Raw genomic sequence first — 15,804 nt, 5'->3', positions numbered from 1 at the left:
GATCATGGCGATCCGACGCTTGCGCAAGGCGCCAGCGGCGCTGGAGGTCACCGCGTTCATCAACCTGATCGTGGTGCTAGTGCCCTTTCTGCTGTCCACCGCGGTGTTCACCCGGCTGGCGGTGCTGGAGCTGAACCTGCCGGCGCAGACCGCCGGCGTGGAGAAGCTGCAGGTCGACAAGCTGCAGCTCGAGCTGGTGCTGCGCGCCGATGCGATCGACGTGGGCGACCGCATCGGTGGCCTGATCGCGCACCTGCCGCACACCGCCGACGGCCCGGATGTGCGCGCGCTGAACGCGCTGCTGCACCAGGTCAAGGCGAAGTTCCCGGACGAGAAGGCCGCCACGCTGCTGGCCCGCCCTGACACACCCTACCGCACCCTGGTGGCGCTGATGGATGCCACCCGAGAGGGCCGCACCACCCGCGGCACCGAGGTGGTCAAGGCCGAGCTGTTTCCGGTGATCTCGCTGGGCGACGCTCCGCAGGGGAAGTGACATGGCCAAGCTGACCCCGCTGCAAAAACGCGCCGCCCGCAAGGCCCGCGACCACGACATGGTCGACATGAACCTGGTCTCGCTGATCGACGTGTTCACGATCCTGATCTTCTTCCTGCTGTCCAACGCCACCGAGGTGGAGATCCTGCCGGCCAGCAAGGCGGTGCGCCTGCCCGAGTCGGTGGCCGAGACCGCGCCGCAGGCCACGCTGGTGGTGACGGTGAGCGCCGAGGACATCGTGGTCGAAGGCCGCCGCGTGGCCGCCACGCCCGAGGCCCTGGCGCAGACCGAGGACCTGATCGCGCCGCTGCAGGCTGAGCTGCAGCGCCTGCTGGCCGAGCGCCAGGCGGTGCGCGCCGAGAACGACCGCAAGAGCGTCACGCTGATGGCCGACCAGGAGCTGCCCTACCAGCTGCTGCGCAAGGTCATGGTGTCCTGCGCCCGCGCGGGCCTGGAGGACGTGCGCTTCGCGGTGCGGCAGAAGGCGGTGTCGTCATGAATGCCGCGATGACGATGCCCGCAGTGAGCTTTCGCCAGCCGGTGCTGGCCTGGTCGGTCTCGGCGATCGACGAGGCACGCTTTCGCCGCCTGTGGCGCGGCCTGCTGCTGGCCAGCCTGCTGGGCGCGCTGGTGGCCGGCTGGCTGCCGCGGCCCGAGCGCGCGCCCGAGGCCCGGCCCGGCCTGAGCGCGCCGATGGTCAAGCTGCTGGAGGAGAAGCGCCTGGCGCCTCCACCGCTGCCGGTGCGGCCCGCGCCCACTGAGGACAAGCCGGCCATCGACAAGACCGCCGAGCGCCCGCCCGCCGAGAAGGACACGCCGGCGAAGAAGGCCCCGAAGCCGCGCAACGAGCAACCCAACCCCGATCAGCCGCCGGTGCCCGAAGCGCGCCGACCCATCGAGGGCCGTGCGCCCGGCGAGGTCGGCCCGCGCCAGCGTGCCGCCGGCGTCGGCCTGCTGGCGATGAAGGACCAGCTGGCGGCCATCCACGGCGCGCCCACCGCGGTGCAGCTGCAGGAGAAGATCAACCCCGGCCCGGGCGTCGGCGTGGCCACCGGACCCGGCGTGGGCGCCGGCACCCAGCCGGGCCTGCCCGACCGCGCGCTGATCACCAGCAACGCCACCGGGGGCAGCGGCGGCATCAACACCGCCGCGCTCAGCCGCGACAGCGGCGGCGGCGGTCTGGCCGGCCGCAGCACCACGCTGGTCGAAGGCGTGGCCGGGGGGGGTGGCGGGGGCGGCCCGGGCGGCGGTGGCGGATCAGCCACCGGCGGCAAGGGCAACGGCACCGGCGTGGGCGGCGGCAGCGCCAGCAAGGGCGGCGCGGTGCAACGCGGCAACAGCGGCAAGGCCTCGCGCTCGCTGGAGGAGATCCGGCTGGTCTTCGAGCGCCACAAGGGCGCGATCTACGCGATCTACAACCGCGCCTTGCGCGACGACCCGTCTCTGCAGGGCAAGGTGGTGGTGGAGCTGCGCATCGCCCCGGCCGGCAACGTCAGCGGTCTGCGCCTGGTCAGCAGCGAGCTGAAGACGCCCGAGCTGGAGGCCAAGCTGCTGGCGCGCATCCGCCAGTTCGACTTCGGCGCCAAGGACGTGGACGAGATGGTGGTCAGCTGGCCGCTGGATTTCCTGCCCTCGTGACCGGGGTGGCGTCGGGCGGCGAGAATGCAGTGGTCCGCCACCGCCCACACGCCGCATGAGCCCGCCACGCCAGCGCTTTCGCCGCCGTCCCGACCAGGCTGTCACCGCCGTGCAACTGCGGCTGGACACCGATGGTCTGGTGTACCGCAAGTGGGGCGACCTGCAGCGTGCCCGGGCGGGCGACTGGCTGGTGGACAACGACGGCGATGTCTACACCGTCGCTGCCGACAGCTTCGCGGCCACCTACCGCGAGGTCTCGCCCGGCCGTTTCGTGAAGAGCGCGCCGGTGTGGGCCGTGCAGGCCGGCAGCGCCGGCAGCGTGGTCACCCGCGAGGGCCGCACCCACCACGCCGCCGGCGACTGGCTGGTGTCCAACCAGCCTGACGGCGGCGACGCCTATGCCATCAGCGCCGAGCGCTTTGCGCAGCTCTACGAGCCGGACGACCCGGGCCTTAGCGCTGTTTAGCGCCAGCGGCGCCTAGAGTGGCGGGGTGACAGCCACGCCCTCTTCCACGCAGACCGGGACGACCACCCCACGGCCGACGGCACCGGCCGCGGCCGCGCTGGCCGCCGAGATCGCCCTGTGCGGTTGGCGGCAGCTGTTCATGCCCGACGCACCGCCGCCGCGGCTGCCCGAGGCGCTGACCGTGGCCTGGTGGCGGTCCCGCCAACCCTGGCTGCTGCGGCACCAGCACACCGGCATCGCCCATCAGCTGGAGGCGCTCGAGCAGGCGCTGGCGGCGATCGCCTGGATCCGGCTGGACAACGGGCCCGAGCACATCAACGACCGCATCGCGCAGGCGATGGCCCTGATCGATTCAGCCGGCCTGCGGCGCCTGCGCTCGCGGCTGCGGGTGCTGCGTCGGCAGGCGCTGCATGTGGCCCATCACTACCAGGGCTCGCTGCTGTGCCGCTCCTGCGCCCGGCTGCTGGAGCACATCGCCGCGACGGCACGAGTGCTGCATGACCACCTGGACGCGCCGGCGCTGCGCCAGTCGCTGGCGCGGGCTGAACGCCTGTGGGCGGCGTCGGACACCGTGCGGCGCGCCCGGGAGATGCAGGCACTGGTGCAGGGACTGGTCGAGCGTCTGCGCTCGATGGACGCCGGTGGCGCCTCCAGCATGTCCGGGCACATCGTGCCCGCCTTTCGCACCTTCGAGCAGGACCCCGGCGAGGCCACGCGCGAGCCGCTGGCCCGCCACATGCACGCCTATGCCCATGACCTGTGGGCCCGCGTGCGGCGGCTGCTGGCCCTGAGCGAGCCGCCGCATGGCGCGCCCCTGCCCCTGGACCGGTCGGCCGCCGACAGCCTGTGCCGCTTCCTGGACGGCCTGCCGCCCGAGCAGGTGCTGCTGAAGGTGGCCGAGCTGTCCAAGCTGGGCGCCCTGGCCCAGCAACTGCTGGGACCCCTGGCCGCCGGGCGCTGAGCCCCCCGGCCGCGCCAGGTCCGACACTGGCCCGACAATCGGCCGCGCGCAAGGACACGGGAGGGAGGTGCGCGTGAACGACACAGACATCGAGGCCATGGTGGCCCGCCTGGAGGCCCACAGCGCGGCCCATCCATGGCGCTACCGGATCCATGTGGCAGCCCTGGTGCTGCTGGGGTTCGTGATCGTGCTGGCAGTGGCCGGCGGCGCAGGGCTGCTGCTGCTGCTCGTGCTGGCCGCGGTGCTGGCGCTGCTGTGGAGCGGCTCGCCGGCCGTCTGGCTGCTGGTGGCCAAGCTGGGCAAGCTGCTGCTGCTGCTGATCTGGCCGCTGTGGTCGGTGCTCAAGCAGTCGATGCAGTCGCTGTTCACGCGTTTCGACCCGCCGCAGGGCCTGGTGGTCGGGCGGGCCCAGGCGCCGGTGCTGTTCGAGCAACTGGATCGGCTGCGCCGCGAACTCAAGGGCCCGCCGGTGCACGAGGTGCAGGTCTTCGATGAAGTGCAGGCGGCCGTGGTCCAGCACCCGCGCATGGGCCTGGTGGGCTGGCCACGCAACTACTTGCGCCTGGGCCTGCCGCTGCTGGAGGCGCTGTCGCCCGACGAGGCGCTGGCGGTGGTGGCCCACGAGTACGGCCACCTGCGCGGCGCGCACGGCCGCTTTGGCGCCTTTGTCTACCGGCTGCGCCTGAGCTGGAGTGCCTTGCTCGACCAGACGGCCCGCGCCGAGGGCCGCCTGGGCCGCTGGTCGTCGGCCTGGCTGCGCCGCTTCGTGCCGCATTTCAATGCCTACACCCAGGTGCTGGCGCGCGCCGAGGAGTACGCGGCCGACCAGACCTCGGTGCGCTGGGTCGGCGCCGCCGCGGCGGCCAATGCGCTGAAGCGGGTCAACCTGGCCGCCGCCGCCTGGTCGCAGTGGCACGACGAGCTGTTCCGGGGGGTGCGCGATCAACCCAGCCCGCCGACCGACCGCGCCCAGCGCTGGGCCGCGCTGTGCCGCCACAGCGACCCGCGCGCCGGCGACTGGTGGGTGCAGGCCGCCGACCGCCCGGCCGAGGTGATGGACACGCACCCGACGCCGCGCCGCCGTCTGCTGGCGATGGGGCTCGGTGCGGATGCGGTCGAGGCCACGCCACCGCCGCTGGCAGGCCCCAGTGCCGCCGAGGCCTGGTTCGGGCCCGGCGTGGCCTCGCTGCGCGAGCAGTTGCAGCAGCGCTGGCACGAGTCCATCGCCGAGGACTGGACCGAGCGCCACAGCGAACACCGCCAATGGCTGGCGCGCGTGGCCGAGCTGCAGACCCTGCCCGAGCGCGACCACGAGGCCGAACTGGAGCTGCTGAACCTGCGCCTGCGCACCGAACCCGAGGCCGATCTGCGCGCGCCGCTGCAGGCTCGGGTCGACGCCGAACCCGACAACGCGCTGGCCCACTACCTGCTGGGCCTGGCGCAACTCCGTGCCGACGACGTCCAGGGGCTGCAGAGCCTGGAGCGGGTGATCGCGCTGGATCCGCCCTCGACCAAGCCCGCCTGCGAGCGCGCCTGGGAATGGCTGCGCAGCCGCGACCGCGACGCCGCCGCGCACTGGCAGCAGCGCTGGCACGAGCGCCACGCGCTGGAGCAGGCGCGCGACCGGCAGCTGGAGAAGGTCAGCCCCACCGACCGTCTGGCCCCACCGGCGCTGGACGATGCCGCGCGCCACGAGGTGTTGCGCCTGTTGGCCACCCAGCAGGCCGTGCGACGGGCCTGGGTGGTGCGGCGTCTGATCGATGCCGATCCGACCGTGGTGGTCCATCTGGTGGTCCTGGAGCTGGGCTGGTGGGCCCGCCTGCGCCGCCAGCATGCGGACATCGTCTCGGCGCTGGCCCGCCAGCCGTGGCCGATGGGCTGCCATCTGCTGACTGCCCACACGCGTCGACGCCCGAAGGCGGAGAAGGTCGACGGTGCCTGGTGCGCCGTCAACCCGCGCACGGCTAGCGCCTGACCGGGTCGGCCGCGGCCCGTCGGCGGGTGGTCGACCCCACGTCCGCGGCGCTGCGCCACCCCGCGCCGCGCACATGGGCGATCCGGCAACGTCCTCGCGGGCGCCTGCGGGGCCGCTTCGTCAGCCACGCCGTTGGTCGTGCCGCCGTCCGACACCGCTGGGTGCCCATCCCACCGCCCTGGCGTTGGCGCGCATCGTGCCCCCCCAAAGATGAAGTACCCGCCTTAGCGGTGGTTAGCGGCGGTCAGGCCAACACTCTCGGCACTTTGTAAGGAGATGCATCCATGCCGGTCGTGACCGAATTCACCCAGTCGATGGACAAGTTCAAGAAGGCGACGCTGCCGCTGTCGCCCTCCGAGTCGTTCAAGGGCTTCCGCGACAGCCACAAGAAGATCCTCGAGGCCTTGAAGGCCATGGACCAGGTGGCCGGCAAGACCGCCGAAGGCATGCGCGAGGCCTACGGCAAGTACGACCAGGAGGTCACTCTCTGGCTGGACAAGATCGACAAGCAGTTGCTGAAGGAGACCAACAAGAAGCCCCTTCAGTCCGAGCTCACGAAGTTCAAGCAGTCGCTGGCGGCACTGGGGCTGGACTACCGGCAGACCTTCACCCGCATGGCGGAGCAGGAATCCGCCGAGTCGTCGCGCGCCGAGACCCGCGAAACCGGCAAGGGTGTGGCCCAGTCCATGGCCCAGGAGGTCAATCAGCGCAAGCTCGATGCCGCGGTGAAGTACATGAAGGAGAAGCGGTCCGAGGAACTGCACTCGCAGACCGACCTGGAAAAGAAGATGCTGCGCCAGAACCAGGAGATGGTGTCGCACAGGGAGGAGGCGCAGAAGCTGCTGCGTCTGGCCGAGCAGGACGCCGCCGACGGACGCCAGGAGCAGGCGGCGAAGAAGGCCGACCTGCTTCGCCGCACGGCCGAGCAGCTGCAGGAGAACGCCCAGAGCCAGTACGAGGAGATGGACCGGGTGCAGAAGGGCTTCGCCGACTTCCGCAGCTCACTGAACTGGGGGGCGATCTCCAAGAAATTCGATCTGGACGCCGTCGCCAACACAGCGGTGTTCCAGAAGGCCTATGAGAAGGAGCTCAAGGGCCAGGCCGGCAAGTATTCCGCCGCCATCCGCCTGGGCATGTCGTGCATCCGCCTGGCCAAGGCCACCAAGGAGGTCGCCAACGATGTGGAGATGATGGCCGGGCAGGCGGTGGCCTTGTCCCGGTCGGCCAAGGACGTGCTGGAGTTCGTGCTGGTCAACCTGATGGACGGCAAGGGCAAGACCCACCGTGCCGCCTTCAACCAGGCGCTGAGCGACGAGCCGAAGAACTCGGTGGACCACCAGTTGCACTCGCTCGAGTCCGCGCTCTCGTCGGTGAAGGGCTACGTCCAGGACTTCTCCAGCGCCCGCAACGAGGAGGACCGCACACAGGCCGCCGACAATGCGCTGATGCAGTGGGACCGTGCGGAGATCGCCCTGCTCGGTGCGCGCGAGCAACTCAACGCCGCCGTCTCCGCGCTGGGCCAGGCCAAGAGCCGCGTGCCGTCCACCTTGAGCGACAACCCGCTGGTGAAGAAGGCCCTGATGGAGATGGGCAGCAAGGTGATCGAGCGCCAACGCACGCTCAAGGAGCAGGCGCAATCCGCGGAGATGCTGGGCAAGCTGTTGCGTCAGTTCAAGATCCTGCAGGACTGAGCGCCCGCGCCAGGAAACCGAACAGCCGCTCGTCGCCACAGAAGGCGACGTTGAAGCGCATCCACGGCGTGGGCTGCAGGTCGGCCATGAACAGGTGGCCGGGGCCGAGCATGATGTCCTGCTCGGCCGCTTCGTTGGACAGCGCCACCGGGTCGGGCAGCGCCGGGTGGCGCGCCCACAGGAACATGCCGGCCTTGGGTTCGTGGAACAGCTCGAAGCCCAGGTCCACCAGGCGCTGGGCCGCCTGCTGGTGGGCACCGGCCAGGCGCTCTCGCAGCGCTTTCAGGTGCTTGCGCCAGCGGCCCTCGGTCAGCGCGCCGTGCGCCAGGCGCTCGCCGAACTCGGCGCTGGTCAGGCCGGAGATCATCTTCAGCTGCGCGAGGTCCTCGACCAGGTCGGGGTGGCCCAGCAGAAAGCCCACCCGGATGTTGGGCGAGATGGTCTTGCTGTAGCTGCCGATGGTCAGCACCCGGCTGAGCTGGTCCAGGCTGGCCAGCGAAGGGCGCGGCTCGGGGTCGAGGTCGGCGTAGATGTCGTTCTCGACGATGGTGAGGTCATGCTTCTCGGCCAGTTGCAGCACCCGGTGCAGCTGGGCCAGCGACGCCACCGAGCCGGTCGGGCTGTGCAGCCGCGGCTGGGTGAAGAAGACCTTGGGTCGGTGGGCGGTCAGCAGCGATTCCAGCGCAGCCAGGTCCCAGCCCTGCGGGGTGCGCGGCACGCCCAGCAATTGCGCGCCCTGGTAGCGCAGCGCGAACAGCAGGTTGGCGTAGCCGGGGTCGTCCACCAGTACCGCGTCGCCCGGGCGCACCAGGCGGCGCACCGCCAGGTCCAGCGCCTGGCTGCTGCCCTGGGTCAGCAGCACCTGGCCGGGGTGGACCTGCACCTCCTGCTCGGCAAAGGCCTCGGCGATGTGCTGGCGCAGCGGCGGGTAGCCCTTCGGGTCGCCGTAGCCGCCCAGGTCGGCGTCATCGGCGGCCAGGTGGCGCAGCGCGCGGCGCAGGCCGTCCTCGAACAGCCAGTCACCCGGCAGCCAGCCGCAGCCGGCCTTGATGCCCAGGTGCCGGTGCTCAAAGATCTTGCGCAGGTACCACATCGAGTCGAAGCCCTGCGGCCCGCTGGCCGCGGCGGCCACCGGTGTGCCCGGCGTGGCCCGCTTGCGCACGAAGAAGCCCGAATGCGGCCGCGACACCAGGTAGCCCTGGGCCACCAGCCGGTCGTAGGCCTCGACCACGGTGAACACGCTGACCTGGTGGGCATGGGCGAACTGGCGGATCGATGGCACCTTGGTGCCGGCGCGCAGCGCGCCCTCGTCGATCTGGGCGGCGAGACCCTCGACGATCTGGGTGACCAGCGGGGTGGCGGAAGTGGGCTGCAGGCTCAGCATGGCATCTGTACTGGGCGGCGGACCGGCACAGTGTGTCCGGACGCCGCCATGGCTGTGCATGGTAGCCGGGCGCCGAAGCGCCTACGATGCGCCCATCGCCCATCCCTTGACGAGGCCCTGATCATGCCGCTTGACGCCAAAACCGCCACCGCCACCAATGCCGCGCTGATGGCGCGCCGCCGCGCCGCCCTGCCCGCCGGCCTGGGCCAGACCTACGAGGTCTTCGTCGACCGCGCCGAGAACGCCGAGGTCTGGGATGTGGAAGGCCGGCGCTACATCGACTTCGCCGGCGGCATCGCGGTGCTGAACACCGGTCACCGCCACCCGAAGATCGTCGAGGCCGTCAAGGCCCAGCTGGACCAGGTGCACCACACCTGCTTCCAGGTCGTGGCCTACGAGCCCTACGTGGAACTGGCCGAGCAGCTGATCGCCCGCACCCCGGGCAACTTCGCCAAGAAGGCCTACTTCCTGTCCACCGGCGCCGAAGCCGTGGAGAACGCCGTCAAGATCGCCCGTGCGGCCACCAAGCGCCAGGCGGTGATCGCCTTCGGCGGCGGCTTCCACGGCCGCACGCTGCTGGGCATGGCGCTGACCGGCAAGGTCGCCCCGTACAAGGCCGGCTTCGGCCCCTTCCCGGCCGAGATCTACCACGCCGAGTTCCCCAACCCGCTGCACGGCGTGACGGTGGCCGATTCGCTGCGCTCGCTGGAGCACATCTTCAAGTACGACGTTGAGGCCGAGCGCGTGGCGGCCATCATCCTGGAGCCGGTGCAGGGCGAAGGCGGCTTCTATGTGGCGCCGCCGGAGTTCGCCCAGGCGCTGCGCGCGCTGTGCGACAAGCACGGCATCGTGCTGATCGCCGACGAGGTGCAGACCGGCGCCGGCCGCACCGGCACCTGGCTGGCCTGCGAGCAGTGGGGCGTGGCGCCCGACCTGGTGACCATGGCCAAGTCGATGGCCGGTGGCTTTCCCATTTCCGCGGTGATCGGCAAGGCCGAGATCATGGACAAGCCGCTGCCCGGCGGCCTGGGCGGCACCTACGCCGGCAGCCCGCTGGCCTGCGCCGCGGCGCTGGCGGTGCTCAAGGTGTTCGACGAAGAGAAGCTGCTGGAACGCTCCAAGGCCGTGGGCCAGCGCCTGAAGGATGGCCTGACCCGCCTGGCCGGCCAGCACAAGAGCATCCAGGACGTGCGCGGCCTGGGCGCGATGGTGGCGATCGAGCTGTTCAAGGGCGGCGACCTGTCGCAGCCTGATGCCGACCTGACCAAGCGCCTGTGCACCGAAGCCATCCAGCGCGGGCTGATCCTGCTGTCCTGCGGCACCTATGGCAACGTGATCCGCATCCTGGTGCCGCTGACCGCCAGCGATGCGGTGATCGACGAGGGCATGGCGGTGCTCGCTGACTGTCTCAAAGCCTGCGGCGCCTGAACTGACGACACCCGGCTGCGGCATCGCCGCAGCCACCCTCCGGGAGGGTGTCCGGGCCGGACGCTTGGGAGCGGCCCGGCGATGGCCCGGACATTCATCACTCGACCTTACTGCCGAGCGCGGTAGAGTCGCTGCCCATCAAGGAGCCCCCCATGGACATGCCCTCTTCCCCCCTGGCCCTGCTGGCCGACCCCAGCCTGCTGAAGACCGATGCGCTGATCAACGGCGAGTGGGTCGCCGGCAGCAGCCGCTTCGAGGTCACCGATCCCGCCACCGGTCTGAAGCTGGCCGATGTGGCCAACCTGGGTGCCGAGCACACCCACCACGCGATCGTCGCGGCCAACAAGGCCTGGCCGGCCTGGCGCGCCAAGACGGCCAAGGAGCGTGCGGCCATCCTGATGAAGTGGTTCGCGCTGATGCACGCCCATGCCGACGACCTGGCGCGCATCATGACCGCCGAGCAGGGCAAGCCACTGGCCGAGGCCAAGGGCGAGGTCGGTTATGGCGCCAGCTTCCTGGAGTGGTTCGCCGAGGAAGCCAAGCGCGTCTATGGCGAGACCATCCCCACCACCGACGGCAACAAGCGCTACGTCATCATCAAGCAGCCGATCGGCGTGTGCGCGGCGATCACGCCCTGGAACTTCCCGATCGCGATGATCACCCGCAAGGTGGCGCCGGCCCTGGCCGCTGGCTGCCCGGTGGTGATCAAGCCGGCCGAGGCCACGCCACTGTCGGCGCTGGCGGTGGCCGAGCTGGCGCAGCGCGCCGGCATGCCGGCGGGCGTGCTCAACGTGGTGACGGCCGATGCCGCACAGTCGATCGAGGTGGGCAAGGTGCTGTGCAGCTCCGACGTGGTGCGCCACCTCAGCTTCACCGGCTCCACCGAGGTGGGCCGCATCCTGATGCAGCAGTGCGCGCCGACGGTGAAGAAGCTCTCGCTGGAGCTGGGCGGCAATGCGCCCTTCATCGTCTTCGACGACGCCGACCTGGACTCGGCCGCCGAAGGTGCGGCGATCAGCAAGTACCGCAACTCGGGCCAGACCTGCGTCTGCACCAACCGCTTCTACGTGCAGGACAGCGTCTATGACGCCTTCATCGAGAAGCTGGCCGCCAGGGCCGCCGCGATCAAGGTGGGCAACGGCTTCGAGCCGGGCATCAACCAGGGCCCGATGATCGACGACCAGGCGATCGCCAAGGTCGAGGACCATGTGGCCGACGCGCTGGCCAAGGGCGCCAAGGTGGTGGTGGGCGGGCAGCGCATCGGCGAGCGCTTCTACACGCCCACGGTGCTGGCCGATGTGACGCCCGAGATGAAGGTCTCGAAGGAAGAGACCTTCGGCCCGGTGGCGCCGGTGTTCCGCTTCAGCACCGAGGCCGAGGCGATCGAGCTGGCCAATGCCACCGAGTTCGGTCTGGCCAGCTACTTCTACAGCCGCGACATCGGCCGCATCTTCCGCGTGGGCGAGGCGCTGGAGTACGGCATGGTGGGCATCAACACCGGCCTGATCAGCGTGGCCGAGGTGCCGTTTGGCGGGGTGAAGCAGTCGGGCCTGGGGCGCGAGGGCTCGCACCACGGCATGGACGATTACGTCGAGGTCAAGTACCTCTGCCTGGGCGACATCCTGAAGTGACGCCAGCGGCCGGCGCCGGGGCGCTCAGGCCCCGTCGTTGGCGGCCTCGCCCAGGCGCACCAGCCGACCCTCGCCACCCGCGGCCTGCGCGGTGGCGCGCTTGAGCAGGCTTTGCGCGTCGCGGCCGTGGGCCGGGAACTGGGCCAGGCCGTAGCGCATGCCCAGCGGCACGCTCTGGCCCGACACATGCATCGGCACGCTGGCCGTGGCCAGCAGCTTGCGGGCCACCGGTTCGGCGTCCTCGTCGGCGTCCATCCAGGCCAGCAGCACCGCGAACATGTCGCGGCCCAGCGAGGCCACCACGTCCGACGCGCGCAAGGCCGAGCGCAGCCGCACCGCGGCCTTGCGGCGCAGCACGTTCGCCGCTTCGGCGCCCTGGCTGGCCTCGACCGACTGCAGGCCCTCGAGCTGCAGCACCACCACGGCCATCGGCGCGGGCTCGCGCTCGCGCAGCGCCAGCAGGTGGGTCATGTGCTCCAGCAGCTGCTGGTGGTTGGGCAGGCCGGTGGCCAGGTCGATGCTGTAGGCGCGGCGCGCGGCGTCGTCCTGGCGCTTGCGCTCGATCGCCATGCGCAGCACGCGGCCGGCGGCATCGCCGTGCATCTCGCGGCTGGAAGCCACCTCGCGCACGCCGGCCTGCAGCCAGCGTTGGCATTCGGCCAGCGTGGGTTCAGGCGAGACCAGCACCAGCGCGGTTTCCAGCAAGGCGCGCGCCAGGCCGTTCCAGTGCAGCAGCTGCTCGGTCGACAAGCCGGGACCGAACTCCACCACCAGCGCATGCCAGGCATGCTGGTTGAGCAGCTCGTCCACCTCGGCCAGCGTGCGGGCCTGGTGGGCGATGAAGGGGCCGTGGGCGGAAGTGACGAGATCCAGGGGCCGCTGGCTGAGCACCAGGACCTGCAACGGCGTGGGTGACATGACGGGCGCGGGGGTTCTTTGCCCCGATGATGCCTGAGCAGCAGCGGCCACCGGCAGCGCGGAAACACCAAGGCTGGTTGTCAGCGCCGTGTCGGCGTAGCATGTCCGTGTGACAGGCGCCGGCCCCGGCCGAGGCCTCGAAAGGAGCCCGCATGCACCCGCCCCTCCCTGCCGCGCTGGACGGTCCCACGGGCCGGGACTGGTGGCGCGGCCTGTTGCCGCTGATCCTGCTGCTGCTGTCGGCCTGCGCCCAGGCCCCCCGCGCACCCGCCTCTGACGCCAGCCGCTGGGCCGACACCACGATGGGGCAGCCGGCGGTCGTGCCGGATGTGGAGGCGGCCCTGCGCCTGGACCCGGCGCTGCAGGCCTACCTGGAGCACACGCTGCGCCCGGCGGCCCGCCGCCAGGGCGCGCTGCTGGCGCTGTTCGAGGCGCTGCGCTCCAGCGACATCCGCGTGGTCTACGACGCCAGCACCACCCGCACCGCCGCCGAGACCTTCGAGGCGCGCAGCGGCAACTGCCTGTCGCTGGTGCTGATGACCGCGGCGCTGGCCGACGGGCTGGGGCTGTCGGTGGAATTCCGCGAGGTGCTGACCGACACCCAGTGGAGCCGCCTGGCCGGCCTGCATGTGGGCAACACCCACGTCAACCTGGCGCTGGGCCCGCGGCCGTCACCATTCGCCAGCGTGCTGCTGGCCCCGCCCCAGACGGTGATCGACTTCCTGCCGCCCGAGGCGGCCGGCAAGCTGCCGGCGCGCCGCATCAGCCGCCAGCGCGTGCTGGCGATGTACCTGAACAACCGCGCCGCCGAATGGCTGACCCAGGGCGACCTGGCCACCGCGCAGGCCTTCAGCCTGGCGGCCCTGGCCCAGGATGCCGCCTACCCCTCGGCCTACAACACCCTGGGCGTGGTGTTCCAGCGCCACGGCCGCGCCGACCTGGCCGAGCGCGCCTGGCGCGACGGCCTGGCCCAGGCCCCGGAGCACGCCACGCTGCTGGCCAACCTGGCGGCCGCGCTGCGCGCCCAGGGCCGCCCGGCCGAGGCCCAGCCACTGGAGGCGGTACTCGCCCGGGTCGAAGGCACCGCCCCGTTCGTGAACCTGTCACGCGGCCTGGCGGCACTGCGGGCGGGCGACCCCGCCGGCGCCCGCGACTGGCTGCTGAGGGAACTGGCCCGCGACCCCGACTACCACGAGATCCACTTCGCCCTGGCCCAGGCCGAACTGCAGCTGGGCCACCCGGCCCAGGCCCTGTCACACCTGCAGCGCGCCAGCGCCGAAAGCCCGCGGCCCGAATTGCGCTCTCTCTACGCCGCGAAGGCGGAACATCTGCGGGCGCTGGGCGTGCACTGAAGGCCAGAGACGACGATGCCAGCGCGTGGCTGGCATCTGGATCTTGGAGCGGGTGAAGGGAATCGAACCCTCGTATGAAGCTTGGGAAGCTGCCGTTCTGCCATTGAACTACACCCGCAGCGGTTTGCATTCTAGCTCGGCGACAATCACGCCCCTCGCTGAAACGATCCCCACAAGGCATGACCGACGCGCCCTTGTCCGCCGACGCGGCAGACTCCCCTGACACCCCCCGCCGCGGCATCCGCAGCTATGTGCTGCGCGCCGGCCGCATGGGCACTGGCCAGCAGCGGGCCCTGGAGGAACTGGGGCCGCGCTTCGTGCTGCCCTTCACCGGCCAGCCGGCCGACTGGTCCGCGGCCTTCGGCCGCGAAGCGCCGCGGGTGCTGGAGATCGGCTTTGGCATGGGGGCGGCCACCGCGCAGATCGCCGCCGCCCGGCCCGACACCGACTTCATCGGCATCGAGGTGCACACGCCCGGCGTGGGCGCGCTGCTCAAGCGCATCGGCGAGGAGGGCCTGAGCAACCTGCGCATCCTGCAGCACGACGCGGTGCAGGTGCTGGAGCAGATGGTGGCGCCGGACTCGCTGGCCGGCGTGCACATCTTCTTTCCCGACCCCTGGCACAAGAAGAAGCACCACAAGCGGCGGCTGATCCAGGCGCCGTTGGTGGCGCTGCTGGCCTCGCGCCTGGCGCCCGGCGGCGTGCTGCACTGTGCGACCGACTGGCAGCCCTATGCCGAGCAGATGCTGGAGGTGCTGTCGGCCGAACCGCGGCTGGTCAACACCGCCGACGGCTACGCCCCGCGGCCGGACTACCGCCCGCTGACCAAGTTCGAGGCCCGCGGCCTGCGCCTGGGGCACGGGGTCTGGGACCTGCTGTTCCGGCGGCGCTGAATCAGTCGGCCCAGGTCACCCAGCCGAAGTGCGCGGTGACCAGGATCAGCAGCCCGAAGCCGATGCGGTACCAGGCAAAGGGCTTGAAGTCGTGCGTGGCCACATAGCGCAGCAGCCAGCGCACGCACAGCCAGGCCGACAGGAAGCTGAACAGCAGGCCCACGCCGAACAGCGGCGCATCGGCCCAGTCCAGGTCGGCGCGCGCCTTGTACAGGCTGTACAGACCGGCACCAATCAGCGTGGGAATGCCCAGGAAGAAGCTGAAGTCGGTGGCCGCCTGACGCGACAGGCCCATCAGCATGCCGCCGATGATGGTGGCGCCCGAGCGGCTGGTCCCCGGCACCATCGCGAAGCACTGCACCAGGCCCACCTTCAGGGCGTCGGCTGGCGTCATGTCGTCCACCGTGGACACCCGCGTGTGGCCCGCCTGGCGGCGCTCGGCCCACAGGATCACGAAGCCGCCCAGGATGAAGGTCGAGGCCACCACGGTGGGCAGGAACAGGTGGGCCTTGATCCATTTGCCCACCAGCAGGCCCAGCACCACCGCGGGCAGGAAGGCGATCAGCACATTCAGCGCAAAGCGCCGCGCCTGCGGCTGCGCGGCCAGGCCGATGACGGTGTCGCGCACGCGCTGCCAGTAGACCAGGACCACGGCAAAGATGGCGCCGGTCTGGATCGCGATCTCGAAGACCTTCATCTTCTCGCCCACGAAACCCAGCAGCGAACCCGCCAGGATCAGGTGACCGGTGGACGAGATCGGCAGGAACTCGGTCAGGCCCTCGACCACGCCCATCACCGCCGCCTTCAGCAACACCAGCACATCCATCGCGTCATCCGTTCGGGGTCGCTGCGCCCCGGTTGCCCAAAGGCCGTGATCTTACCGACCGCGGTGGTCGCCCCCTGACGGGTCAGGCACCGGCCAAGGCCCTGGATACCATTAGGGGTATTGACGGCCGCCGTCAGCCTGTTAGGAT

14 protein-coding genes and 1 tRNA gene are annotated in these 15,804 nt (G+C 71.0%); 11 read left to right on the top strand and 4 right to left on the bottom strand.

Annotation, left to right across the window (positions count from 1 at the left end):
- Positions 1–4: 4 nt before the first annotated feature.
- The 7 genes from KAK03_RS13910 to KAK03_RS13880 all read left to right on the top strand — a co-directional run bounded on the left by KAK03_RS13910 (position 5) and on the right by KAK03_RS13880 (position 7,224).
- The gene (locus KAK03_RS13910) at positions 5–493 is read left to right on the top strand and encodes an ExbD/TolR family protein (protein ID WP_210854550.1); all 489 of its coding nucleotides are present in this window, start codon (positions 5–7) and stop codon (positions 491–493) included.
- A 1-nt stretch (position 494) separates the two neighbouring features.
- Positions 495–992: an ExbD/TolR family protein gene (locus KAK03_RS13905; protein ID WP_210854549.1), complete on the top strand. Its 498-nt coding sequence runs from the start codon at positions 495–497 to the stop codon at positions 990–992.
- Positions 993–1,000: 8 nt separating this feature from the next.
- Positions 1,001–2,131: an AgmX/PglI C-terminal domain-containing protein gene (locus KAK03_RS13900; protein ID WP_210854548.1), complete on the top strand. Its 1,131-nt coding sequence runs from the start codon at positions 1,001–1,003 to the stop codon at positions 2,129–2,131.
- Between the two features lie 55 nt (positions 2,132–2,186).
- Positions 2,187–2,597, top strand: coding sequence for a hypothetical protein (locus KAK03_RS13895; RefSeq protein WP_210854547.1), 411 nt, complete (start codon positions 2,187–2,189; stop codon positions 2,595–2,597).
- A 25-nt stretch (positions 2,598–2,622) separates the two neighbouring features.
- A complete protein-coding gene (locus KAK03_RS13890) occupies positions 2,623–3,558 on the top strand; it encodes a hypothetical protein (protein ID WP_210854546.1) in 936 nt (311 codons plus the stop codon).
- Positions 3,559–3,631: 73 nt separating this feature from the next.
- Positions 3,632–5,533 carry a M48 family metallopeptidase gene (locus KAK03_RS13885; protein WP_210854545.1) on the top strand — a complete coding sequence of 634 codons (1,902 nt, stop codon included), beginning with the start codon at positions 3,632–3,634 and terminating at the stop codon, positions 5,531–5,533.
- Between the two features lie 284 nt (positions 5,534–5,817).
- Positions 5,818–7,224, top strand: a complete 1,407-nt coding sequence (locus KAK03_RS13880; RefSeq protein WP_210854544.1) for a hypothetical protein — start codon at positions 5,818–5,820, stop codon at positions 7,222–7,224.
- On the opposite strand, the gene KAK03_RS13875 is transcribed toward KAK03_RS13880, so the two are convergent.
- Positions 7,205–8,608 (bottom strand): aminotransferase-like domain-containing protein, encoded by a 1,404-nt coding sequence (locus tag KAK03_RS13875; RefSeq protein ID WP_210854543.1) that lies wholly within the window; start codon positions 8,606–8,608, stop codon positions 7,205–7,207. The genes KAK03_RS13880 and KAK03_RS13875 overlap by 20 nt on opposite strands.
- 123 nt (positions 8,609–8,731) lie before the next feature.
- On the opposite strand from KAK03_RS13875, the gene gabT reads away from it, so the two are divergent.
- Both gabT and KAK03_RS13865 read left to right on the top strand, forming a co-directional pair.
- Positions 8,732–10,036, top strand: a complete 1,305-nt coding sequence (gene gabT / locus KAK03_RS13870; protein ID WP_210854542.1) for a 4-aminobutyrate--2-oxoglutarate transaminase — start codon at positions 8,732–8,734, stop codon at positions 10,034–10,036.
- Between the two features lie 152 nt (positions 10,037–10,188).
- The gene (locus KAK03_RS13865) at positions 10,189–11,667 is read left to right on the top strand and encodes an NAD-dependent succinate-semialdehyde dehydrogenase (RefSeq protein WP_210854541.1); all 1,479 of its coding nucleotides are present in this window, start codon (positions 10,189–10,191) and stop codon (positions 11,665–11,667) included.
- Positions 11,668–11,691: 24 nt separating this feature from the next.
- On the opposite strand, the gene KAK03_RS25015 is transcribed toward KAK03_RS13865, so the two are convergent.
- Complete coding sequence (locus tag KAK03_RS25015) at positions 11,692–12,585, bottom strand: GGDEF domain-containing protein (protein ID WP_247661152.1); 894 nt, start codon at positions 12,583–12,585, stop codon at positions 11,692–11,694.
- 152 nt (positions 12,586–12,737) lie between these two features.
- On the opposite strand from KAK03_RS25015, the gene KAK03_RS25425 reads away from it, so the two are divergent.
- Positions 12,738–13,937, top strand: coding sequence for a tetratricopeptide repeat protein (locus KAK03_RS25425; RefSeq protein WP_210854540.1), 1,200 nt, complete (start codon positions 12,738–12,740; stop codon positions 13,935–13,937).
- 44 nt (positions 13,938–13,981) lie between these two features.
- Here the strand turns inward: KAK03_RS25425 and KAK03_RS13850 are convergent.
- A tRNA-Gly gene (locus KAK03_RS13850) sits at positions 13,982–14,055 on the bottom strand.
- A gap of 61 nt (positions 14,056–14,116) precedes the next feature.
- Between KAK03_RS13850 and trmB the strand changes: the two genes are divergently transcribed.
- The gene (trmB, locus tag KAK03_RS13845) at positions 14,117–14,830 is read left to right on the top strand and encodes a tRNA (guanosine(46)-N7)-methyltransferase TrmB (protein WP_210854539.1); all 714 of its coding nucleotides are present in this window, start codon (positions 14,117–14,119) and stop codon (positions 14,828–14,830) included.
- A 1-nt stretch (position 14,831) separates the two neighbouring features.
- Here the strand turns inward: trmB and KAK03_RS13840 are convergent, their stop codons facing one another.
- Positions 14,832–15,656: an undecaprenyl-diphosphate phosphatase gene (locus KAK03_RS13840; RefSeq protein ID WP_210854538.1), complete on the bottom strand. Its 825-nt coding sequence runs from the start codon at positions 15,654–15,656 to the stop codon at positions 14,832–14,834.
- Between the last annotated feature and the right edge of the window lie 148 nt (positions 15,657–15,804).

Origin of the sequence: Ideonella alba, assembly GCF_018069845.1 — a bacterium.
Taxonomy (GTDB): Bacteria; Pseudomonadota; Gammaproteobacteria; order Burkholderiales; family Burkholderiaceae_C; genus Ideonella; species Ideonella alba.
Note: the sequence above shows the minus strand (reverse complement) of the source record. Positions and strands in the feature narration are given on the sequence as shown.